Here is a 22449-nt window from a genome sequence, read left to right as displayed (position 1 = left end):
ATCCCGTGGCACGCCCAACCTCAATCCGAATGATCGCCGGCATAGACGCGTTTCAGGAAACCGACAAAGGTTTTCAACTCCTTATCCGAGAAACGTTCGGTGAATTTGCGCTCATGCGCCGATATCAGCTGGCGACACGCGGTGAGCATATCCTGCCCGGCGCCTGTCAGGATCAATTGCTGGCGACGTCGATCGACTTGAGACGGCCGACGCTCCACCAGGTCGCGATCTTCCAGCCGGTTGATCAGCGCCATCATCGTGGCACGGTCCATGCCGAGCGTTGCGGCGATATCGATCTGGCTCGCGCCCTCGTTCTCTGCGATCAGCTCCAGCACGGCGACCTGCTTCTGTGTCAAACCAAGCTCTTCCATGGCTTTGGAAAAGTCATGATAGAGCGCGACATTGGCCATGCGCAGATGAAATCCAAGGACATTTTCCAGGCGGCCGAGATCGATCCGGCGCAGGTCGTCCACGCTTTCCGACCGTTGGCTTTTCTCATCGCTTTTTCCGGCCGCCATCATTCCTCCATGGCGGGTGCCGCCCGCGAACGCTGCTAGCCTTACAAGCATAATTTCATGTGCGCAGCAAATTTCCCTTGTGACGGGTGGGATTATTATTGTATGTGTTACGTACAAATTTCGCTTGAGGAGAAGCGAAATGGAGGAGCGCATGCAAGAGGTACCGCAACGGGTGCAGGCGGAAATCGGTCCGGTCGGATTGGAGACGGACGACCCTCTTGTCTTCCGGGCCAAAGTCATCCCCGATCATCCGGCGCTGATCGAGGCAGCGACAGGCAGAGAGTTGAGCTATGGCGAACTCGATGGACTGGTTTCGCGCTGCGCGGGCTTCCTTGCAAAGGCCTTTCCTGATGGCGAGGACCATCCGCGCATCGCCTATCTCGGCCGCAACTCGATTGCCGAAGTCGTCGCATGTCTCGGGTGCCAGCGTCGGGGAGCAATCTTCATACCCCTTAATTGGCGGCTCAGCACAGCGGAGCTTCAGCAGATCCTTGCGGACTGCCGCCCGCATATGCTGATCGTCGATCAGGAATTCGGCGGTGTCGCCGGCGAGATCGGACCGACCTTGCCGCAAGTCCTGACTGTGGAGGGTGCCGAAGGGTTTCTCTCGCGCCTGAAGACTTCGGACCGCTATGCCGGCCCACAAATTCCGGCGGATACGCCCTGCATCATTCTCTACACCTCCGGCACGACAGGCACGCCGAAGGGCGTGATCATCACCCGGCGCAACGCCTTCTCCTCGTCGATCAATTTTGCCGTCGTTGGCGAGGTCACAGCGCGATCCGTGACGCTCTGTGACCTGCCCTTCTTCCACACGATCGGAATCATAGCCATCGCGCGCACGACGCTGCTCATGGGCGGACGGCTTGTGATCTCGGATCGCTTCCAGCCGGAGCGGACACTCTCCCTCCTCGCCGATCCCGCTCTCGGCGTGACGCATTATTTCGCCGTGCCACAGATGGCGTCGGCATTGCGCGCCTCGCCCCATTGGAATCCCGCCGCTTTGAAAGCCTTAAGGGCCATCTTCATCGGCGGCGCCCCGCTTTCGCCTGCCCTGATCGAGGGATTTCTCCAGGATGATATTGCCCTCGTCAACGGCTACGGCATGAGCGAAGCGGGTACCGTCCTGCACATGCCGCTCGACAAGGACATGATCGCTGCCCATCGCGGCAGCGTCGGCTTCGCCGCGCCACTGACCGATGTGCGCCTCGTGTCGCCGGACGGCACGGATGTTGCCGATGGTGAAGTGGGCGAGATCTGGCTGCGCGGGCCGGCCGTGACACCAGGCTATTGGAACAAGCCGAGGGAGACGGCAGCCACCTTTGTTGATGGATGGTATCGAACCGGCGATCTCGGCAGGCGTGACGAGACCGGCCTGGTCTACATACCCGACCGGTTGAAGGACATGTATATCAGCGGTGGCGAGAATGTCTTTCCGGCCGAAGTGGAAGCTGTCATCGCGACACATCCAGCCGTGCGCGATGTGGCCGTCATTGGCATTCCGGATGCGCGTTGGGGCGAGAGCGGTGTTGCTTTCGTCGTACCCGCCTCCCCCGAAACGATCGCTGAAGACATCCTCAGCCACTGCGCCGCCCGCCTTGCTGCCTTTAAACGCCCGCTGCGCGTCGTCTTCGTTGAAACCATTCCGCGCACCGCATCCGGCAAGGCGCAGAAACACATCCTCAGGCAATCGCATGTCGACGCCGATCCACGGCCGCTCTGACCGCCGGGCAAAATTCCAGAAACAACGAACATGTGCAGGAGAAACAGATGACGGAAACTGAGAAGACAACGGCCGATCCGGTGCTCGTCGAATTCGACGGCGGCATCGCCTTCGTGACACTCAATCGCCCCGATAAGCGCAATGCGATGAACCCCGCACTCAACAGGCGCATGCTCGAGGTGCTGGACGATCTCGAAGGTGACGAGCGTTGCGGTGTTCTCGTTCTGCGAGGTGCCGGCTCATCCTGGTCGGCCGGCATGGATCTGAAGGAATATTTCCGCGACAATGACGGCAAGCCGCGCGATGCGACGCTGAAGAGCCGCAGACAATCCGGCGGCTGGTGGAGCCGGCTGATGTATTTCGAGAAGCCAACGATTGCCATGGTCAACGGCTGGTGCTTCGGCGGCGCCTTCACGCCGCTTGTGGCGTGCGACCTGGCGATCGCGGCCGACGAAGCCACCTTCGGCCTTTCTGAGATCAACTGGGGCATCCTGCCCGGCGGCAACGTCACGCGCGCCGTTGCCGAAGTGATGAACCACCGCGATTCCCTCTACTACATCATGACCGGGGAAACCTTCGGCGGGCAAAAGGCCCGTGACATGGGCCTCATCAATGAATCCGTGCCGCTCGATCAGCTCGAAAGCCGCGTCCGCACCATCTGCTCGACACTTCTGGAAAAGAACCCGGTCGTGCTCAAGGCCGCAAAGGACACATTCAAACGCGTGCGCAACCTGCCCTGGGATCTGGCCGATGACTATATCTACGCCAAGCTCGAACAGATGCTGTTTCTCGACAAGACGAGAGGACGCGACGAGGGCCTCAAGCAGTTTCTCGACGACAAGGCCTATCGGCCGGGCCTTGGCGCCTACAAGCGCTAGCCGGTAGAGGTAGAATTCGCGGCGGCCAATCAGCCATTGGCCGCCGCAATTTCGTTCGCTCAGAATGGATAGTGCTGTGCCGAATCCTCGATGGTGATCCATCTGAGATCGGTGAACTCGGCAATTGCCGCCTTGCCACCGAAGCGGCCGTAGCCGCTGCCCTTGACGCCGCCGAAGGGCATCTGCGCTTCATCGTTCAGAGTCGGGCCGTTGATATGGCAAATGCCGGACTGGATGCGTCCGGCCACAGCAAGAGCCCGCTGCACATCACGGCTGAAGACAGCCGACGACAGGCCATATTCGGTGTCGTTGGCAACGCGCACTGCCTCGTCCTCGTTCGCCACACGGATGATCGGCTTTACCGGCCCGAAGGATTCTTCCGAGTAGACGCGCATGTCGGGCGTGACAAAGTCGAGCAGTGTTGCTTCGACCACGGTGCCCGTGCGCTTGCCGCCGGCCACCAGCTTGGCTCCCTTTGCCTGCGCATCGGCGATCAGTTCTTCCATTTTCTTGGCTGCATCGAGGCTGATCAGCGAACCCAGCACCACATGGCCACGCGGATCGCCGGCAGGCAGGGCGCCGGCGCGCGCCGCAAGCTTGGCGACGAAGGCATCGGCGATCGCCTGATGCACGATGATGCGCTCGGTCGACATGCAGATCTGGCCCTGATGCATGAAGGCGCCGAAGATCGCCGCATTGACGGCGCCGTCTATATCGGCATCCTCAAGCACGACAAGCGGCGCCTTGCCGCCAAGTTCCAGTAGCGCTGGCTTCAGATGCTTGCCGCTGAGTTCGGCGATGATCTTGCCCACCTTGGTCGAGCCGGTGAAATTGACGCGGCGCACCGCCGGGTGTGCGATCAGCGCCTCGACGATTTGAGGCGCATCCTCGGGCGCATTGGTGATGACGTTGATGACGCCCGCCGGCAGGCCGGCTTCCGTCAGGGCCGTCGCGATCAGTCGCTGCGTGCCGGGGCATTGTTCGGAAGCCTTCAGGATCACCGTGTTGCCGCAGGCAATCGGCATGGCGATGGCGCGCGTTGCCAGGATGACAGGCGCATTCCACGGCGCGATCGCCAGGCAGACACCGGCCGCCTGACGCACGCCCATGGCAAGCGTGCCGGGCTTGTCGGACGGAATGATCTCGCCGCCGATCTGCGTCGTCATGGCCGCCGCCTCGCGCAGGATATTGGCGGCCAGCATGACGTTGAAGCCGGCCCAGGGCGCGGTTGCCCCCGTCTCTTCCATCATCAGCGCCGTGAACTCGCCGACCTTGGCGTCCATGATATCGGCCGCCTTTGCCAAGATGGCGCGGCGCTGACCGGGGCCGGTGCTCGACCAGGCCGGAAAGGCGTTCGATGCAGCTTCGATTGCTGCCGCCACATCCTCAAGCCCGGCCGCCGGCGCCCGGCTTGCCAGCTTTTCTGTGAAGGGGTCCAAGCGGTCATAGGTTCGGCCGCTAGCGGCTGGTCTGTCGACGCCATTGATGAGAAGGGAAATATTCATCTCGTGTCTCCTGATGCGAAGGATGTCTAAAAGCCGAGCACATCGGCATTGATGGAAGCTTCAAGCCCGCCATCGGTGGGAAGATTTGCGCCATTGATCCAACGGGCACCGTCCGAGCACAGAAACAGGACGGCGGGCGCGATGTCGGCCGATGTCCCGGCCCGACCGACGCGCGTGATGTCGCTATCCACGCGGGCGTCCCCGAGCACGGCGCGGAACTGCTTGAGGATCGGCGTTTCCACTGGCCCCGGGCTGACGGCATTGACACGAATTCCACGGCCCCTGAAGAGAGGCTGGTGTGCGGCCCGCATGGTCCAGAGAAGCAGAAGCTCCTTGGACAGGGGATAACCTTCCTCATCCTTCAGCCCATGCTCGCTGACGAGAGAAGCGACATCGGGAAAGCCCTCGATTGCCGTCAGTGTCTTTGCCCGCTCCAGATTGGCCCGCCAGCCATAGCCGGCGATCGAGGCGACGTTGACGATCGCTCCACCCTCGCGAAGGCGAGGCACGACTGCTTCCGATAGGGCGCGCAGGCCGTAGAAATTGACCGCGAGCGTTGCTGCCACGCCGGTATTTCCGGAAAGCCCAGCGACATTGGCCAGCGCATCGATGCGGTTGGGCAACTGCCGGGCGATGTCTGTGACGCCGCCGGCGGTCGAGATATCGCCCTTGATGAAGGAGCTGACGCCCGAGGACGGTTCGCGCATGTCTACGCCGATGACGTCGGCGCCCATTTGTCCCGCAAGTTCCGCGGTGCGCGCACCGATGCCCGAGGCGACCCCGGTAACGAGGATGGTCTTGCCGAAAAGCATAATTTCACCTTTCTCATAAAACACGACGACAGATGCCGCCGCTATTGTTTGTCCTTGAACAGATCCGAAAACGTCAGCCGATATCCCACAGGCAGCAGCTGCAGATCGAAGCGTCGCTCGATCGCGCCCCAGAGGCCCTGCGGTAGATAGAGCGAGAACAGCAGCGCTGCGGCGCCAAGGCCGACCAGATACCAGACGCCCGTTCCGCCGAAGACGGTCTCGACGACGAAGAACAGCACGGCGCCCAGGATCGCACCCTCGAACTTGCCGATGCCACCAACCAGGACCATGAAGATCATGTAGGCGGTCCATTGCACGCTGAAATAGGTCTTGGGTTGGAAGGTGACCGCGGTTGCCAGCCAGAGACCGCCGGCAACGGCGATGCCGAAGGCGGCAAGCACGAAAAGCAACCGCTTGGTTGAGGCCACCCGCACGCCGACGGAGGTTGCCGCATCCTCATTGTCGCGGATCGCCTGCATTGCAGCCCCTGCCCGGCTACGCATGAGGGCAAAGAGCGCGCCGAGCAAGGCAATCATGGCGGCAAGCGCCAACCAATAGATCACGACGCGCCGCGTGCCGCTCTCATAGGCGTTGAGCGCTATGAGCGAAGTGCCCGTTTCTCCCTGAATCAGCCGGTCGAGATTGACAAGCAAATGGGCAAGCTCGGCGATCACCCACATGCCGATCGCAAACTCCCCGCCCTTCAGCCGCAGCATGAACCATGAGAGCGGAACGGAGAGAATGCCGGTGATGCCGGCAGCCACGAAGAGCGAGACGAAGGGATCGATCCCCGCATCCGCCAGCCGGATGGTGAAATAGGCACCAAGGCCGAAGAAGACCTGTTGGCCGACGGAAACGAGGCGCCGAAGCCTGCGAGCGCATTCCACATGGCGGCGAGGATCACGTAGATGAAGAGGGCCGTCATCCGATCGATAGCGCCGGCTCCCAGGAACGCGGGCGATACGGCCAGCAGGATCGCCGCTGTTGTCATGATAGCCAATGTCAGGCGGGACGATGCCGTCCAGCGTTCGACTGAAATTCCGGGTGCGATCACGGTCATGTCGGGCTCCGAAGAAGAGCACGGATCCTGCCGAGCCCGGGCATGCCGAACCGGTGGAGCCGAACGAAGAGAACGAGGAGAAAGGCGACATGGCCGCCGATCAGGAAGCCTTGCGGATGGATCTGTGCGCCAAGGGATTGCGCCAAGCCGAGGACAATGCCGCCGACCAGAGTTCCCCACAGCGATCCCGCGCCGCCGATCACGGCCGCCTCGAAGGCGAACAATAATTGCGGGCCGCCCGAATAGGGATTGAAAGTCGCACGCATCGCCAGGAAGGCGCCGGCAATGCCGACCGTGACCATGGTGATCGCGGTTGCAACCGCGTTGACCCTGCGGGCATCGATACCGACCAGCCCCGCCGTATCCGGGTCCTCCGCCGTCGCGCGGATGGAACGGCCGAGCGCGAAACGGCTCAAAAAGAACTGAAGCCCGCCGAGGATGACGATCGCAATCACCATCGTCAGCGCGGCGAGTTTGCCGACAAAGATATGGCCCGGCAACTGCCATGAGGCGTAGGACAGATTGCCAATGAATGGCGCCAGCGAGCGCGTGTCGGCGCCGAATTGTTCGAACAGTAGATTGTCGATGACGATCGACAGGCCGAAGGTCGTCAGGATCGGCAGCAGCGTGCCGCCGCCAGCACTGCGCTCCAGCACGAAGCGCTGCAGCAGCCAGCCGAGCACGGCCATGACAGGCAAAACGATCAGCAGGCCGGCAAAGGGCGGGACGCCGAGCTTCGCGGCGAGCAGCCAAAGGCCATAGGCGGCAACGATGGCAAGGCTGCCATGCGCGAGATTTATGATGCGCATGACCGAGAACATGAAGGACAGTCCGCAGGCGATGACGGCATAATAGCCGCCGAGCAGAATGCCTTGAATGAGGGTGTTGATCATGAGGCATTCCTTTCAGCGGCGTGCCGGTGGAGCCCGAAATAGGCCTGTGTGACCTCTTCGCGCGTCACGCCATTGGCCGGCCTGTCGAGCACGATGCGCCCCTCGAGCATGCAGATGACGCGGCTTGCGACGCTCATGGCGCGCGCCAGATCCTGTTCAACGAGAATGATCGTCGTGCCCGATGACAACAGGCTTTGCAGCTGCTGGTAGACACGATCGACCACCAGCGGCGACAGGCCGAGCGACACTTCGTCCAGCAACAGGATATCGGGATTGCTCATCAGTGCCCGGCCGATGGCGGTCGCCTGCTGCTCGCCGCCTGAGAGATGCCCGGTCTTGGCGTGGCGGCGCGGCTTCAGGTTCGGAAAGGCATCGAAGATCCGCTCGACAGTCCACTCGCCCTTGCGGCCGGCGCTTTTGCCGAGCAACAGATTTTCCTCGACTGTCATTTGAGAAAACAGCCGCCTTCCCTCCGGCACCAGGGCAATACCTCTGGCGATCCGCTTGTGCGAGGGAACTGCGGTAACATCCTCGCCATCGAGCATGATCTGGCCGCCGGCCGGAAGGTGAGCGCCGGCAATGGAGCGCAGCAGTGTCGTCTTGCCGGCGCCATTGGCACCGACGAGCGCCAGCACCTCACCCTTGGCCAGATTGAAGCTGACGTCGCGCACGGCCTGCAACAGGCCGTGGCGGACATCCAGATTGCGAATGGAAAGAATGCTCATGTGGGCGCTCCTCCAAGATAGGCGCGCACCACGTCGGCATCAGCCATCACAGCCTTTGGATCACCATCGGCAATGATCTTGCCGGCATCCATGCAGATCAGCCGTTCGACGACCTGCAGCAGAATGTGGACCATATGCTCGATCCAGACGATGCCAATGCCGCGCCGGCGTAGTTCAAGAATTGTCTCCACCAGCTCGCTCGCCTCGCCATCAGTCAACCCACCACCAATCTCGTCGAGCAGCAGCAGCCGGGGGCCGGTCGCAAGCGCCCGGGCAAGCTCCAGACGTTTGCGATCGAGCAGGCCAAGCGTATCGGCACGGCGATTGGCAACGCCGAGCATGCCGCAGAGCCGCAGAGAATCGGCAACCCGTTCATAGGCCTCCTCGCGGCTTGATGTTTTGCCATGCGAGGCGGCAACAAAGACATTCTCGAAGGTCGTCATGCCGCTGAAGGGTTTCGGGATCTGATGCGTTCTGACAAGCCCGGAGCGGCAACGGTCCGCCGCCGTCAGCGCCGTGACGTTCTGGCCGCCAAAGGTGATGGTTCCGGCATTCAGTGGAAATGCACCGGCCAGCGCGCTCAGGAAAGTCGTCTTGCCGGCACCGTTCGGACCGACGATGCCGACGGCATCGCCCTCGCCCATCGAAAAGTCGAGGTTTTCCAGAACCACAAGCGCTCCGAAGCGCTTGTGAATCCCTTTGGCTGACAGGAAATCCTGTCCCGGCCGCTGTTGTTCTCTAACCTGCACGATGCGTTATCCGTTGTAAGCGATGAGTTTGGCGCCGACCGGCACGTTCGGATCGGTGGCGTGCTCGGTCACGACATAATCGAGCGCGAATTTCGAGCCGGCCGATGCCTTGACCCATTGCGTGCCGATGATCGGTCCCGGAGAGACGTTGGCGACTGGCCCGCTGGTGAAATCGACCTTGCCGGCGATCGTCGTGGTCTTCAGCGTGCTCATCGCCTTGGCGACGGCCTCCTTGCTCTTGACATCGGAGGCAGCCTTCAGCGCGTCGAAGCCGGCATCAAGCAGCGACAGGCTGGCACCGAGCTGCTGGGTCCATTGCTTGCCGCTCGCGGCCTCATAGCCATCGGCCAGTTCGTTGCCGGAAACACCCGTCAGCGACGATTTGTAGGGGAAGGCCTTGTGCCAATAGGCGGCACTGGCGATGTTCATGCCGAGATCGCCCAGTGCTTCGATATCCGACGGGAAGAGGCCCGTCTTGGCGACCTGGCAGATCTTGATCTGCTGCGTCAAACCCTGCTGCGCCGCCTGCCGCCAGAAGGCCGCGAAATCCGGCGGGATCGGGAAGCTGTTGAATATCTCCACGCCCTCCTGCCGGAAGAGCGCGATCTGCGAGGAGAAGTCGGTCGTGCCCGTCTCATAGGCACCGGGGTCGACGATGGTGAAGCCGGCCTTGGCAAGTGCGGGCGCCAGATTGGCGCGGATCGCATTGCCATCGGCATCGTTCGGATACATGACACCGACCTTCTTGTTGGTCTCGATCAGGTTCCATTGCGAAATATAGGTCTTGAGGAACTCACCGACGCCGAAGCCGAAATGGTAGGTCCACTTGAACGGCGACGGCGCGCCGGGCTTGGCGCCGCGGCCGAAATACCAGGCTTCCCACGGCATGACTGTCGACAGGCAGGGCACGCCCGCCGCCTCGCAGGCATCTGCCACAGGATTGATTGTCTCAGGCGTCGAGACCACCAGCATCAAGTCGATGGCCTGATTGTTGATCAGGTCCTTCGCCAGTTGTCCGGCGCGGGACGGATCGGATTGCGTATCGCGGTCGAGGATCTCCACCTTCCATGTCTTGCCGCCGGCCTGCAATCCGCCCGCGAGCGCCTTGCGCGCAAGCTCCAAAACATAGCCATCAGTCTCGCCGAAGCCTCCAAGCGGGCCGGTACGCGGGCTGATGAAGCCGACCTTCAGCGTGTCATCGGCGGCAAAGGCCGCTCGCCCGCCCAAGGCCATGGCGGCAGTGCCTGCTGCTGTGGCGGCCATAAAGCCACGTCGTGTCAATCCACGTTTCAATATCGGCCTGTTGAAACTATAAGTCATGAAATAATCCTCCCTTGTTGTCGGAGCCCTCTTACTCCGCATGTCCCAGTCTTTTGCCGATCAGGCGCCCCGGAAGGCTCAGATCGGATATTGCCGTTTGCCCGATGCAAGCGTGATCCAGCGCAGTTCGGTGAATTCGTCGATTGCCCCTTTGCCACCGAAGCGGCCGTATCCACTCGATTTGACACCGCCGAACGGCATTTGCGGCTCGTCGGCGACTGTGGCTTCGTTGATGTGGCAGATGCCGGTCTCGATGCGCCTTGCGACCGAAAGCGCCTGGTTGATATCGCGGCTGAACACAGCCGAAGACAGGCCGTATTCGTTGTCGTTGGCGACGGTGATCGCCTCGTCGATGCTCTCGACCCGGATGATCGCAGCGAGTGGTCCAAAGCTCTCCTCGCGGTAGATCCGCATCGCCGGCGTCACCTGGTCGATGACAGTAGCGTCGATCAGCGTGCCATGCGCCTGCCCTCCGCAAACCACAACCGCACCTTTCTGCGTCGCGTCCTCCACCAGGGCACGGACGCGCCTTGCAGCCTCCGCGGTGATCATCGTTCCGAGCGGCGTGTTGCCATCGCGCGGATTGCCAGCAACAAGCGTCATAGCCTTTGCCTTGAATTTCTCGACGAACTCGTCGGCGATCTCTTCCATGAGGATGATACGCTCGGTCGACATGCAGATCTGGCCCTGGTTCATGAAAGCGCCAAAAGCGGCAGCTCGCACCGCCTCGTCGATATCGGCGTCGGCAAGCACGACGAACGGCGCCTTGCCGCCAAGTTCCAGCAGGCAACGTTTGAGATGACGCGCCGACGCTTCCGCAATCAGCCGCCCGACGCGCGTCGAGCCGGTGAAATTGATCCGGCGCACGGCCGGATGCGCAATCAAGGTCTCGACGATCGCTGCCGCATCCTTGGGCGCATTGGTGATGACATTGACGACGCCCGGCGGAAAGCCGGCCTCGCGCATGACCTCGCCGATCAGGCAATGGGTTCGCGGGCAAAGTTCGGAAGCCTTCAGAATAACAGTATTACCGCACGCAAGCGGCAGGGCGATGGCGCGCACGCCGAGGATGATCGGTGCATTCCATGGCGCGATGCCGAGGCAGACCCCGGCCGGCTGACGTACCGCCATGGCGAGACTGCCCGGCTCGCTGGACGGGATGATTTCGCCCGCGACCTGCGTCGTCATGGCGGCTGCCTCACGCAGAATATCAACGCCGAGATTACAGTTGATCCCGGCCCAGAGAGCGGTCGCTCCAGTTTCACCGACCATCGCCTCGACAAAATCAGTCGTGCGGGCGGCGAGAATATCGGCAGCCTTGTTCAAGAGCGCACGCCGTTCGCCCGGCCCTGTCTGCGACCAGGAAGGAAAGGCTGCGGCGGCAGCGCAGGCGGCGCGGGACGCATCGGCGACGGAAGCGGCCGGCGCGATGGTTGCGACATCGCCGGTTGCCGGATCGAAGGATTCGAAGGTGGCGGCGTCAGACGCATCCAGCGCTTCATCATCGATTAGCAGTTTTGCCACGAACATGGCGCTCGTCCGCTGTTGGCAGGCTCTACCTGCAGTGATCTGAATGGGAGAAAGCGCGCACGGCCAAACACGGCCGGGATGCAGCCTTGTGTGACGAAATCTTTTGTGCGGAGGCCTCCTCCCAAAGGCTCATGAGAGAAGATTACGCTGTTGCTGCACGCTTTGAATGTGATTTTCTGGGTTAATATTGTAATTATCTGGCAATCATGTCACGTTCTCGTCAACCATACTGAGGAGGATGCATTGGTTTCCGACAGCGGCATTCATCTTCATGCGCGCGGAGAGTGGCGCGAGCCCTCGTTGACGCCTCGCACCATCCGTTTCCAAAAGGGCTTCTACACCCAATTCCATCACCTGTTCCTGCTGCAGGTGGGGACGGCAACGCTCATTCTCGAGGGTGAAGACCGAAGGGCCTTGCTTGGGCCGACCATCGCCCATCTGCCGCCGCAGTCACGCTGCGAGCTGCACATGGCGGCCGGTGCCTCCGGTTTCATTATCGGCGCCTCGCCGCAGATCGTGGTCGATGCGATCGGTGATCGAGCGGAATCCTACGCGCTCAGAATCTTCAGCGAAAAGCCCTGGTTCATGGCAGAGCCGGACGCCGCTGCCGTTGGCGAGGTGCAACCGCTCCTGGCCGGTTTCGTTCGCGAACTCGGCGATCCTGCACGTGCATCATGGATGGCGATTGCCGCCTATATGCGCTTGATTTTAATGGCGCTTTGGCGAGCCGGCGGCGCGGAAACCGCCGAGCAGCGCGGGCGCGGCGGAAGCGCGTCGGTGCTGCAGAGATACCGGCAGCTGGTGGAAACATGGTTCCGACAGCATCGACCGATGACGGATTATGCCCGCGAACTCGGCGTAACCACCGATCGCCTGCACTCCATCTGCCGCAGCGCGCTTGGCCGCTCGCCGGTGCAACTGCTGCATGAACGGCTCGTGCAGGAAGCGAAATTGCGGCTGGAGCGCTCGGCGCGAACGGTCCAGGAAATTTCCGATGGGCTCGGCTTTCGCGATCCCACCTATTTCAGCCACTTCTTCAAGAAGAAGACGGGTTTTTCCCCGGCCACCTATCGAGACGTCGCCCGTAAGAGCGAGGTCTCGGAAGGCACCCTCTCTTCGGGCTATGCCGACTGGCCGTAACGGCGGCTATCATCAAGCGATCAGCCCCTTCATCGGCAGGACATGGTCGGAGCCGGGGAAGACGTCGCGGGTCAATATCGCCGGCGAGGCACCGAGCAGATCGACGGCGATGCCCTTGATGACCGCGCGCAGATCGGTCGTGGCCGCCAGATCGCGGCCATCGCGCAGTTGCGCCGGCTTGAGGCCCGGCCAGTCGGCGATTACCCGGCCACCCTTGATCGCACCACCGGCAAGGAATGCCGTCGTTCCCGTCCCGTGATCCGTACCCTCGGTGCCGTTGACCTGTGCGGTACGGCCAAACTCCGTCGCAACGACGATGGCCGTGTCCTTCCAGGCGGGGCCAAGCTCCTGCTGGAACGCGGCAAATGAATTGTCGAGACCGACAAGCAATTTGTTCAGCCGATCGACCTCGCCGGCATGGGTGTCCCATCCTTCAAAGGCAAGCGCCGCGACGCGAGGACCGTCATCCTGCGCCAGCAAGCGTGCGGCACCCCTTGCCATCTGCTCCATCCCGGTGGGATCACCGGGGCCGCCTCTTGCCTTGACATCGAGGCCGGCCGCAATTTTGCCGGTGGAAATGCCCTCGGCAAGGATCTTTGCGAACAGGGGGTCGGTGTGGTTGTAGAGATCCATCAGGCGCGGCGGCAGATCGTCGCTGACGGGCTGAAGGTTGGATGGCGACCAGCCCAAAACCGGCGCCTTGCCGCGAATGACCAAAGGCGCATTGGCTCCGACAGACAATCCGCGGATGCCGGAAGAACCGGGCGAGACTTTGTCGCCCTTGGGCAAGCCCTCCAGCATGCGGTTCAGCCAACCGGAATCGACGCGCCCGGGCATCTCATAACCGGATTCCAGCACATCCTGACCGTCGAAATGCGAGCGGTCGCGGTAGGGAGTGGCGCTGGCGTGAACGACGACCGCCTGCCCTGCGCGGTAGAGGCCGTTGAAGTTCGGCATCGACGGATGCAGCGCGAAAAAGCTGTCGAGCGGCAGCGCCGCATGAGGGCCACTCGTGGTCATGGCGATTGCCTGACGCAGCGCTTCGTAGTCCGGATCGCCGACGGGTGGCACGGCCGTCAGGCCATCGAGCGCGCCACGCAGGATGATCGTGATGAAACGCGGATCGCGGCCACCGGCGGCATGGGCGAAACGGGGAATGAACGCCCAGGCAAACAAGGCGCCGGAAGCACCAAGAACGGCTCGGCGAGTGGGAGTCATGAGTTCGCAAGTCATGGTCAGCGCCTTTGAAATTCGGGGGAAAGATAGGCGATCGCAAAGCCCTGGTTGCGGGTCTCCGCGCGCGATACGGCCTGCAGTGTTTCATTGGAGAGAAGCGGGCCGAGACTGTCCGAGACGAAGCGCCTCGGATCGATCTGCGGCGGCACGGCATTGGCGATCATGCTGGCGACATCCATCCGCATGCTGAGGCTTTCGCTGGACGCCCACACATCGGCAGTATCGGCAAAGCCGTTCGGACCGGCAGGAGCCCAAAATGGTTGGCCCATAGCAGTGAGGGTGCCGAGGATGACATTCGGCTTCGGAGTTTCACCGCTAGCCCGCAGCAGCGCCGCCATGAATTCCAGCGGCGAGCGGACCTTGACGAGAGCCGGGTTCCAGGCCTCTTCCGAGGCGAGCAAGGCCCGATAGACCGCCGAGAGATCGCCGTCCGTCTTGGTGAACGTTGCCGAAACGGTTTGCACGAGTGCCGGTGGCGGCATATCGGCGATGAAATGCCGGACAAGCTTGGTGGCGATATGCTGCGCGGTTGCCGGATGACGGGCAAGGTCGCGCAGCGCTTCCCGCCCCTGCCCGACGCCGTTGTCGGCATAGGTTAGGCCGAGCAAAGTCTGGTCGCCTGGCTCGTGAGCCCCTGCATTGAAGACGAAGGTACCGGGCGTGCCGAGCTTTCCTTCCGCGCGTGCCACCGTCCAGCCGGTGATGATTTTCGCAAGCGTCGTCACATCGGTCTGTGTGTAACCGCCATTGACGCCGAGCGTGTGCAGCTCCAGCGTTTCGCGGGCAAGATTCTCGTTAAGGCCGCGCTTCTTGTTGGCGTTGGCTTTCGAGTTTGGACCGATCGACTGTTGATTGTCTAGGTATCCGAGCATGGCCGGATGCGTCTCGACCGCAAGCAGCATGTCCGCAAAGCGCCCGAAGACATGCGGCCGGATGGCTTCACGCTCGAAGGCACCTGCCAGAATGTGACATTCCTCGCTCTTCGATGTCGCCACGGCAAAATGATTTGCCCAGAACATGGCCAGTCGTTCGCCGAAGCCGATGAGCGGTTGACGAATGGTGCCGTTGAAGCGCGCATCCGCTTCCGCCATCAAGATCTGCTGGGGAAGATAGGGCACCGAGGGCTTTTCCAGCTTCTCGACCACCTTGGTGATCGCGCCTGCCATCTCCTGAGCGGCAGGTTGTTTGGCGGCGAGCTGGGCGCGCATCGCGGCGGGGAGTTGCGGTCCCTGCTGCGGAGCCTGTCCCGGCTTGTCCGGCAGGGTGGCCGGCGCTGCGCTTTGCTGGCGGGCTTCCTTGCGTTGATCCTGGAAAGCATAGAGCGCAACAAGCAGATCAGAGGTCGACTGCAATTGCGGCTCGACCGGAACCGGGACGAAGCGCTCGGTAATTTCTTCAAGCAACGCACCGCGCGGATCCGATTGGATCGAAGCGATGCCGTTATGGTCCGCTCCTAGTCCAAACCGGGATAGAGCGAGCGCGGCATAAACATCATTCGACTGCTGAGCCATGTTCTTGCCAACTCCTGCATCAAACATGCTCCTTTAACGCAGGCGCCTTGCCGATCCGTCGGTCGGCAAGTGTGATCATTTTGTGGCAGCGGCCTTCGGCATGTTGCGGCGGATCAGGCTCCCGGCAAGCGCACGCCGTTCGTCATACGATAGCGTTGCAGCGAAATCGACGGCACGCTGCTCTACCTTTGCCCTCAAAGCAACATCAGCATTGCGGGCCCTTGCCAGAGCCGCCGACAACGCTTCCGTATCCAGCACCGGCTGCCCAAGAAGAGACGCGGCATCGATCTTGGCCTGTTGCGCCTCAAGAATGGTTTGGCGCTCATCCCTACGCGCTTCGTTGAGGGCCGCACGCAGCGCCTTTTTCTGGGATGACGGCAGTTGCTCGCCGCCCAGGGGCATGAGGCCGGCTCCCGGCTGCGAATTGCGGATCCATGTCAATCCTCCACCGGCCAGCGCCCCGATCAGGAAGGTATTCAACACCAACAGGGATATGACCAATATTCGGAAGCTGCGGTCTGTCATTGGCTTTCCTGCGTTATGGTCACGTCGGGCCCGATATCGCCGAACATGGTGCTGGTTCCATCCGATACGACTGTTGTCTCCGATGTCAGGCTGGGTGCCAATACGGCGATCGCGACGCTACCCGCAAGAGCGCCGGCTATGCCGATGCCGACGAGGCCGACGCCGGCTGAGCCAAAGCGGAACCAGTTGCGGATCTTCGACCGGCGGGTGATCTGCGCAATTATCCGGGCGTCCAGGCCCTGATGTTTGGTTTTCACGACATAGGTATCGAGCAGCGCATCCAGATCGGCAGCGCGCGATAGCGCGCCGATCGCATCGGAATTTTCCGCATATTCGCGCGCAGCCGCGCGCTCCGTCTGCGGCCATCGGCCGATATCACCACCATAGGCATCGGCCAATTCGGCAAACCGCTCCGCACTCATAGGACCTGCGACTTGTTCAGTCATCGCTCTGTTCCTTCAACAACAGCACCTGCAAGGAACGCCTTCCACGCGCCAGCAGGCTTTCCAACGCATCCACGCTCACGTCCATGATCGCAGCCGCTTCCGCATTCGACAGCGCCTGATAGTAAACCAGAACGATCGCCTCCCGCTGCCGGGGCGCAATCATCTGCATGGCGCGCTCCACCCGCCGCGACGGATCGTCCTCATTCAGCAGCCCTGCATCCGGCGCCGGACCTTCGTACTCGATGTCGGGCGGATGTTCGGCAAGCACATCCTTGCGCCGGCGGAGCCGGTCGTAGCAAAGATTGATCGCCACGCGGTGCACCCAGGTGCTGAAGCGGGCGTTGCGCTGGCGCCAGCCGCCGGCATTTCGCCATACGCGCAGGAACGTCTCCTGGGCGACGTCCTCGGCCTCGGCGGCGTCGCCAAGCATACGAGTCGCCACCGAAAGGATCCTCGGCAATTGCCGTGTCACCATCGTACGCATCGCCGGAACGTCGCCGGCAGCGATGCGACCCAGCAAATCTCCATCCGGGTCGCCATTCTCGGGCGTGCGATCCGTTTTCATCGACAATCGCCACCGTTCCAATTTCGTGCGACATCCGCATTGCACGCCCCTCGGCCGCCGTTGACAAGAGGTCTTTGCCTATTCGTCATTTCCGGCGCATCGTACCAATCTGATCGCAGCGTCTCTTTCCTTCGACATCGAAGCATATGTTGTCGATGATTGAACGGGCCGTCAGCCGAAATCCGTCGCTCTCACATTATCGATTTGTTCATTTTTTCTGCGGCGGGCCCAATGGTTATCCGTGCCATGAGCAACGTCCGCGCGACAACCGGCCTTTTCAACACAATCCTGTGCGAGCGGGGCAACAAAAAGCCGGCACGCTTGGATGTGGAGGCCCCAACGTCTCTCGTCCAAGCTGCCGGCACATTCGCAAGTTCAGATGCGAAAGGTTTTTCGGTCAGAGTGAGAGCAGATCGCTCGTCGTCTGATCCTGTTCATTGAAGGCGTAAAGATTGTTGAAATCGGGCATCTGCGGCTGCTGCGCCTTCATCGCCGATTCGAACTGGCTCTGCGTCAACGACCCAGAACCGGACGTATCCAGGCTCTTGAACAGGGTCGTCGCCTGATCCTGACTGACATCGGAGGGACGGGCCGCCACGAATTCGGCTTCGCTTACACTGCCATCGCCGTTTGTATCCATCGAGGAAAACAGGCTGGAGAGCTGGTCATCGTTCGATTGTCCACCATGATGTACGTGATGACCCGACTGCATTGCGCTTGCCAGCTGCGAGTCGGTCAACGAACCAGTACCGTCCTTGTCGAAGCTTTCAAACAGCTTCTGAGCCTGGTCCTCGCTGACATTGGACGGCCGAGCGGCAACGAATTCCGCCTCGCTGATACTGCCATCGCCATTGGTATCCATGGCGCTGATTCTGTCAGTCAGCTTGCTGCTCTGCGTGGCGGTTGCCGAGGACTGCTGGGTGCTGGACGTCGAATCGACCGAATCACCACTGGAACTCGATGCAGAGCTGTCGCCGCTACTGCTGCTGCCGCCACCACTGTTCGCCTGAAGATTTAGGATGATGTTCATCAGCTGGGCAATCAGCTGCTCTGCCGCGGTGATCTGCGACTGGTCGTCCGACGAGGACGAAGAACTCGTGGTGGAAGAACTGCCGGACGAAGTGCCGGACAGTATCGAGGACGCAGAATCGTCTGACGATGACGTCGCCGAACGAGACGTCGGATACTGATAGTAGTTGTTTGATAAGACCGAGGTAATGCTCGTCATGGGGCCTCCGGATACGAGCGTTGAGAGGGACTCGGATGGTTTACACATACGCGACTTGAACACATGACCGTCATGCCCGACCGCACGGATGCGGAGCCATGACTTCGATTATCGATATGAGCTGATGGAACTGCCGAACGCCGGAGACCAAATCTCTGCCGCGACCCGTCATGGTGAATGCACCACTCCGAGATGACTGGATTTACGATCGTCCGTAGCGAGCTTTCGCCCTCATGGCGCTATCGGCATCTGCACATTTTCGACTTTGCACTTCCCAACGCGTGAAAATTGCACGAGGAAACTTGCGCGTGGCTTATAGGTGCTTGACGAATACATCGCGTTGCGATTTCCTTTATCGATTTTGAGGAAACATCTAAACGCTGCTATGCTGCTGAATATAGCCGGTATGGGGATCCCGGCTTTGACGCCGCATAGACGGAGCAAAAATATAAAAAGGGGCACAGCTTGAGAATCTGTTTCTGTGGAGAGCGGAATGAGGCGGACTAAGGAGGAGGCGGCAGAAACGAGGAGCGAGATTTTGCAATCGGCAAAAGCTCTGTTTCTCGACAAGGGCTATGAGAATGTCAGCCTCGAGGAGATAGCTGCATCCGCCGGAGTTACGCGCGGCGCGGTTCACTGGCATTTCAAGAACAAGCAGGGCCTCATGTTCGCGATACGCGATGAAGCCCAGCAGCCGTTTCAGGAATTGGCCGAGCGGATGTCGAAGGAATTGCCGCCCAATCCGCTCGATCTCGTTGCCGACGCGATTGCCGCGATATTCGAGGATGTTCAGCACGATCCGCGCAAGCGCAGCATGCTGAAGGTGATGATGCATCTCGATATGGCGTTCTGCGACGGAACCACAAGCCGCGCGAGCTCCTTCCGGCAGGACATGCACGACAACTTCGAGCGTATATTCACCTTGATGGATGCGAAGACGAAGTTGCCGGCACCCTGGACGCCGGATACGGCCGCCTCGTCGCTCACCGCCGTCATCGGTGGCCTCATCACGGAGTGGACCCTCGACAGGGGCAATTTCCAGCTCGTGCCCTGCGGGCAGATGTTCATCAAAATGGTCTTGAAGACTTGGTTCCCGTCAGCCCAGGCGCGCGAAATGGCGACTTCAGCGGCTTAAGATAAAAAGCGGCTCAAAATAAAAAGGATCCGGAGGGAAAGCCGGATCCTTTCTCTTTGATCGGAGGTCAACCGATCACTGAAAGAAGCCTGACGGATTGGAACATCAGGCTTCTCTTACCCGGCACGAGGCCGGGTAATTCTTGATTAGAAGCTGCGCTCGAAGCGCATGATACCAGCCCACTGATCCTGGTTCACAGAATCGAAGTTGGTGTAGGAAACTTCCGGACGGAGCGTCAGGTTCTTAACCGGGTTCCAGGTGAGGTTCGTCGTAGCGGCGAAGATCTTGGAGTCGGTGTAAGCGAGCTGCAGGTTCCACTTCAGCTTGTCGTTGATCGGAACGCTACCGCCGCCCCAGACGGCCCAGTCGCCCCAGCCGCACTTCGAAGCATCGTTAACCGGGCAAGCCGAACGATCGAGGTTGGTGCCGGCGTACTTGTTGAGCTTGCTGCCGTCGGTGTTGTAACCGCCCATCAAAAAGGCCGAGAATACGCCGAAGTCAGCGTCTACACGAACCTTGACAGCGCCTTCTTCAACGATCGAGTCGTAACCGCCAACGACCTTGACGCCCCATGCGCCAGACTTGAAGCCGAGACCGGCGACAACGTCAGGAGCGTAATGGTTGGTCTTGTCGTCCGTCCACCAGCTCGCGCCGTAGGAAGACTTGTCCGAACCGCTGGAGTTCGAGTCTTCGAGCGAGACCATAGCCGTGAAGCCGTTGCCGGCGTCGTAGTTGTAGGTCAACTGGTTGAGTTCGTACGGGCCGTCATAGATCACGTCGTCGTTGATGACGTCGCCAGCGTAGCCGACATACAGGTTGTACTGCGAGTCAAGCTTACCAACGGTGAAGCCGCCGAGGCTGATGTTAGCAAACAGCAGCTTCGTGGAGGTCGCGCCGCCATCGTTCCAGTCCCAACGGAAAACCGTGTTGGTCTTCAGCGGGCCGTATTCGGTGTCGGTTGCGGTGTCGAGGCTCAGCTCAGCACGGGTGTGCCACAGCGTGCCAACCTTGCTGTTCGGGTTGTAAGCGTCGTACCATTCGCCTTCAGAACGGACACGTCCGCCGATTTTGAGGCAGGTCTCGGTACCCGGGATGAAGAAGTAGCCAGCACCATATGCGTCGCAGATGCGAACGTATTCCAACGGCTCCGGCTCAGCAGCAACGATAGCGTCAGCTGCATGGGCACCGGAAGCTGCAGCGAGCGCAGCAGCGGAGCCGAGAAGAAGGCTCTTGATGTTCATTATAAACTCCTGGTTGTAATATGCATTTCTTGTCTGCAGCGAGTACTGAGCTGGAATACCAACTCAGAGATCGGTTCGGCCTCAACACGAGCGGGTAGCCCGGCAAAATACGCACCTAATGTTGGCTTGAGTCCCCCCGAACCTTCATAATCGACCCCACAGCAAGGCCTTGAAATGCCTCTACCGATCCGGCCGATTACCCGACCGTAAGACAACTTATGTCCTGTATTTGACTTACAAACAGCCCGTATGTTTGTCAATTATGTGAAACCGCTTCAAGCGTTAGTCTTGATCTCTGTTGCCTAAATGCAACTGCGCTCAGTAGGGCACAGGAGTTTCGTCCGCTGACGGCAGAAACGCGTCGATTCATGCCTTTAAGGAGCGAGATAGCGGCTCCGGCTGATGGCCTTGCCGTCAAAACCGGGTCTGCGCCTTCAAATTCCATGGGCCACTGACAGCCATTGGCATTGGAGCCGACGCCGGCCGACAATCTCTCTCCAGCAACATCCAGCAAACTTTCAGAAACAAAATTCAACAATTCGGTACACACAGAAATAGTGAATCTCCCTAGATTCTGGCGAATCGCACTTCCGGAAAGGAACCAACTGCGAATGACCGAGAATCGGCTGATCTTCATTGCGACTCCCTGTTTCGGCGGTCTCGTCACCAAGGATTATATGCAATCCATCTTCTCGCTCATGCAGCGAGGCGCTCAGGCAGGCATTCAGCTGACACTCGCCCTGCTCGGCAATGACGCGCTGATCACCCGCAGCCGCAATACGCTGGTGTCATCCTTCCTCAACGATACTGCGGCGACTCATCTGCTCTTCGTCGATGCGGACATCAGTTTCGAGCCCGATCAGGTCATGCGCCTGCTGGATGCCGACAAGGACGTCGTTGCCGCCATGTATCCGATCAAGGATTACGATTGGGAGACCGCCGCCCGCATCAATTCGCAGGATGGCTCGTCGCTTGCTGCAGCCGCTCTTCACTATGTCGGCACGCCCTTGGTTGGCCAGAACGCAGAGCGTGATGGTGATTTTGTTAGCGCCGTCTATGCCGGCACCGGCATGCTTCTCATCAAACGCGCGGTCCTGGAGCAGATGAGCGAATCCTATCCAGGGTTGCGCTACAATGCCATCCATGCCTATCCGAGCACGAAGGCCTCGCCGGGTACGCAATATGCGCTGTTCGAATGCATGATCGAGGAAGAAACCGGCCTATATCTCAGCGAGGATTTCGCCTTCTGCCGCCGCTGGCGCGCCTTGGGCGGCAAGATCTGGCTCGATACGGCCAGCAAGCTGAACCATACCGGCCCTCATCGCTTCGTCGGCAATACCGCACCCCGCTACTGATCCGGCGCGAGACTACAACCACTCTCGGCTTTGTGCCTGCCGTGTAGCTGAAAAGTCGCCGTGCGCACTCTTGAGTTGTGAGTGGCGAAAGAGGTCGCGAGGGCAACAATGGCTGCGGGGTTGACAGCAGCCGAAGAGAGAGCATAGCCTTTCGATATTCACCAGGGGGGTCCCGGCAAGGGGCTGAGATACTGCTGGACAATACGACTCTGTCGATTGTGGCGCAGTGACCCGTTGAACCTGATCCAGTTCATACTGGCGTAGGGACGGTGCAAGCGCTCGATGGCTTCGGATTCACGCGTGGAATCCATGCCGGCGTCTTTTCATCATTCCGGCTGATTGACTGGGTCTCCA

At 60.7% G+C, this 22449-nt stretch carries 23 protein-coding genes, 1 pseudogene and 1 riboswitch; of the genes and pseudogenes, 7 read left to right on the top strand and 17 right to left on the bottom strand.

Translation table 11 applies throughout. From position 1 onward, the window contains the following. Nucleotides 1–20 precede the first annotated feature (20 nt). On the bottom strand, nucleotides 21–518 hold the full coding sequence (locus BSK43_RS26860; protein WP_136687294.1) for a MarR family winged helix-turn-helix transcriptional regulator: 498 nt from the start codon (nucleotides 516–518) through the stop codon (nucleotides 21–23). 151 nt (nucleotides 519–669) lie between these two features. On the opposite strand from BSK43_RS26860, the gene BSK43_RS26855 reads away from it, so the two are divergent. Beyond that, entirely contained in the window at nucleotides 670–2241 is a 1572-nt protein-coding gene (locus tag BSK43_RS26855) for an AMP-binding protein (protein WP_077468262.1), read from the top strand. A 47-nt stretch (nucleotides 2242–2288) separates the two neighbouring features. Continuing rightward, a complete protein-coding gene (locus BSK43_RS26850) occupies nucleotides 2289–3119 on the top strand; it encodes a p-hydroxycinnamoyl CoA hydratase/lyase (protein ID WP_077467828.1) in 831 nt (276 codons plus the stop codon). A gap of 59 nt (nucleotides 3120–3178) precedes the next feature. Here BSK43_RS26850 and BSK43_RS26845 read toward each other — a convergent pair whose 3' ends face one another. The 8 genes and pseudogenes from BSK43_RS26845 to BSK43_RS26810 form a co-directional block, all read right to left on the bottom strand. Then, nucleotides 3179–4624 carry an aldehyde dehydrogenase gene (locus BSK43_RS26845; protein ID WP_077467827.1) on the bottom strand — a complete coding sequence of 482 codons (1446 nt, stop codon included), beginning with the start codon at nucleotides 4622–4624 and terminating at the stop codon, nucleotides 3179–3181. A gap of 26 nt (nucleotides 4625–4650) precedes the next feature. Beyond that, on the bottom strand, nucleotides 4651–5436 hold the full coding sequence (locus tag BSK43_RS26840; RefSeq protein ID WP_077467826.1) for a coniferyl-alcohol dehydrogenase: 786 nt from the start codon (nucleotides 5434–5436) through the stop codon (nucleotides 4651–4653). A gap of 41 nt (nucleotides 5437–5477) precedes the next feature. Then, nucleotides 5478–6496 (bottom strand): annotated as a pseudogene (locus BSK43_RS26835) (branched-chain amino acid ABC transporter permease). Further along, nucleotides 6493–7389 carry a branched-chain amino acid ABC transporter permease gene (locus tag BSK43_RS26830; RefSeq protein WP_077467825.1) on the bottom strand — a complete coding sequence of 299 codons (897 nt, stop codon included), beginning with the start codon at nucleotides 7387–7389 and terminating at the stop codon, nucleotides 6493–6495. Before BSK43_RS26830 ends, BSK43_RS26835 begins: the two are co-directional and overlap by 4 nt. Next, nucleotides 7386–8114 carry an ABC transporter ATP-binding protein gene (locus tag BSK43_RS26825; protein WP_077467824.1) on the bottom strand — a complete coding sequence of 243 codons (729 nt, stop codon included), beginning with the start codon at nucleotides 8112–8114 and terminating at the stop codon, nucleotides 7386–7388. Before BSK43_RS26825 ends, BSK43_RS26830 begins: the two co-directional genes overlap by 4 nt. Beyond that, nucleotides 8111–8863 carry an ABC transporter ATP-binding protein gene (locus BSK43_RS26820; RefSeq protein ID WP_077467823.1) on the bottom strand — a complete coding sequence of 251 codons (753 nt, stop codon included), beginning with the start codon at nucleotides 8861–8863 and terminating at the stop codon, nucleotides 8111–8113. The genes BSK43_RS26825 and BSK43_RS26820 overlap by 4 nt, the downstream gene beginning before the upstream one ends. A 6-nt stretch (nucleotides 8864–8869) precedes the next feature. Then, on the bottom strand, nucleotides 8870–10183 hold the full coding sequence (locus tag BSK43_RS26815) for an ABC transporter substrate-binding protein (protein WP_077467822.1): 1314 nt from the start codon (nucleotides 10181–10183) through the stop codon (nucleotides 8870–8872). A gap of 78 nt (nucleotides 10184–10261) precedes the next feature. Next, a complete protein-coding gene (locus tag BSK43_RS26810) occupies nucleotides 10262–11713 on the bottom strand; it encodes an aldehyde dehydrogenase (RefSeq protein ID WP_077467821.1) in 1452 nt (483 codons plus the stop codon). 243 nt (nucleotides 11714–11956) lie between these two features. Between BSK43_RS26810 and BSK43_RS26805 the strand changes: the two genes are divergently transcribed. Continuing rightward, nucleotides 11957–12853 carry a helix-turn-helix transcriptional regulator gene (locus BSK43_RS26805; protein WP_077467820.1) on the top strand — a complete coding sequence of 299 codons (897 nt, stop codon included), beginning with the start codon at nucleotides 11957–11959 and terminating at the stop codon, nucleotides 12851–12853. 12 nt (nucleotides 12854–12865) lie between these two features. Here the strand turns inward: BSK43_RS26805 and BSK43_RS26800 are convergent, their stop codons facing one another. The 6 genes from BSK43_RS26800 to BSK43_RS35840 form a co-directional block, all read right to left on the bottom strand. Next, on the bottom strand, nucleotides 12866–14086 hold the full coding sequence (locus tag BSK43_RS26800) for a DUF1501 domain-containing protein (RefSeq protein ID WP_077467819.1): 1221 nt from the start codon (nucleotides 14084–14086) through the stop codon (nucleotides 12866–12868). Nucleotides 14087–14088: 2 nt separating this feature from the next. Continuing rightward, nucleotides 14089–15600 (bottom strand): DUF1800 family protein, encoded by a 1512-nt coding sequence (locus BSK43_RS26795; protein ID WP_077468261.1) that lies wholly within the window; start codon nucleotides 15598–15600, stop codon nucleotides 14089–14091. 75 nt (nucleotides 15601–15675) lie between these two features. Then, on the bottom strand, nucleotides 15676–16125 hold the full coding sequence (locus BSK43_RS26790; RefSeq protein WP_077467818.1) for a periplasmic heavy metal sensor: 450 nt from the start codon (nucleotides 16123–16125) through the stop codon (nucleotides 15676–15678). Then, entirely contained in the window at nucleotides 16122–16571 is a 450-nt protein-coding gene (locus tag BSK43_RS26785; protein WP_077467817.1) for a hypothetical protein, read from the bottom strand. The genes BSK43_RS26790 and BSK43_RS26785 overlap by 4 nt, the downstream gene beginning before the upstream one ends. Then, a complete protein-coding gene (locus BSK43_RS26780) occupies nucleotides 16564–17136 on the bottom strand; it encodes an RNA polymerase sigma factor (protein ID WP_077467816.1) in 573 nt (190 codons plus the stop codon). The genes BSK43_RS26785 and BSK43_RS26780 overlap by 8 nt, the downstream gene beginning before the upstream one ends. Nucleotides 17137–17533: 397 nt before the next feature. Continuing rightward, the gene (locus tag BSK43_RS35840; protein ID WP_246662699.1) at nucleotides 17534–17998 is read right to left on the bottom strand and encodes an EF-hand domain-containing protein; all 465 of its coding nucleotides are present in this window, start codon (nucleotides 17996–17998) and stop codon (nucleotides 17534–17536) included. Here BSK43_RS35840 and BSK43_RS35835 point away from each other — a divergent pair. The 3 genes from BSK43_RS35835 to BSK43_RS26770 all read left to right on the top strand — a co-directional run bounded on the left by BSK43_RS35835 (nucleotide 17997) and on the right by BSK43_RS26770 (nucleotide 19499). Next, a complete protein-coding gene (locus BSK43_RS35835) occupies nucleotides 17997–18146 on the top strand; it encodes a hypothetical protein (RefSeq protein ID WP_246662698.1) in 150 nt (49 codons plus the stop codon). The genes BSK43_RS35840 and BSK43_RS35835 overlap by 2 nt on opposite strands. Nucleotides 18147–18155: 9 nt before the next feature. Beyond that, nucleotides 18156–18326: a hypothetical protein gene (locus BSK43_RS35830; protein WP_246662697.1), complete on the top strand. Its 171-nt coding sequence runs from the start codon at nucleotides 18156–18158 to the stop codon at nucleotides 18324–18326. Between the two features lie 531 nt (nucleotides 18327–18857). Beyond that, entirely contained in the window at nucleotides 18858–19499 is a 642-nt protein-coding gene (locus BSK43_RS26770; RefSeq protein WP_077467814.1) for a TetR family transcriptional regulator, read from the top strand. A gap of 146 nt (nucleotides 19500–19645) precedes the next feature. On the opposite strand, the gene BSK43_RS26765 is transcribed toward BSK43_RS26770, so the two are convergent. Continuing rightward, entirely contained in the window at nucleotides 19646–20740 is a 1095-nt protein-coding gene (locus tag BSK43_RS26765; RefSeq protein ID WP_077467813.1) for a porin, read from the bottom strand. A gap of 256 nt (nucleotides 20741–20996) precedes the next feature. Continuing rightward, nucleotides 20997–21377: a hypothetical protein gene (locus tag BSK43_RS26760; protein WP_136687292.1), complete on the bottom strand. Its 381-nt coding sequence runs from the start codon at nucleotides 21375–21377 to the stop codon at nucleotides 20997–20999. Between BSK43_RS26760 and BSK43_RS26755 the strand changes: the two genes are divergently transcribed. After that, complete coding sequence (locus BSK43_RS26755) at nucleotides 21352–22095, top strand: hypothetical protein (protein WP_068393713.1); 744 nt, start codon at nucleotides 21352–21354, stop codon at nucleotides 22093–22095. The two genes, BSK43_RS26760 and BSK43_RS26755, sit on opposite strands and share 26 nt — an antisense overlap. A 153-nt stretch (nucleotides 22096–22248) precedes the next feature. After that, a riboswitch (TPP riboswitch) is annotated at nucleotides 22249–22380 on the top strand. The last annotated feature ends 69 nt before the right edge of the window (nucleotides 22381–22449 follow it).

Source organism: Rhizobium sp. P44RR-XXIV (genome assembly GCF_001999485.2).
Classification (GTDB): Bacteria; Pseudomonadota; Alphaproteobacteria; order Rhizobiales; family Rhizobiaceae; genus Rhizobium.
The sequence above is the reverse complement of the archived record's forward strand: the minus strand, read 5'-3'. Positions and strand labels throughout refer to the sequence as shown.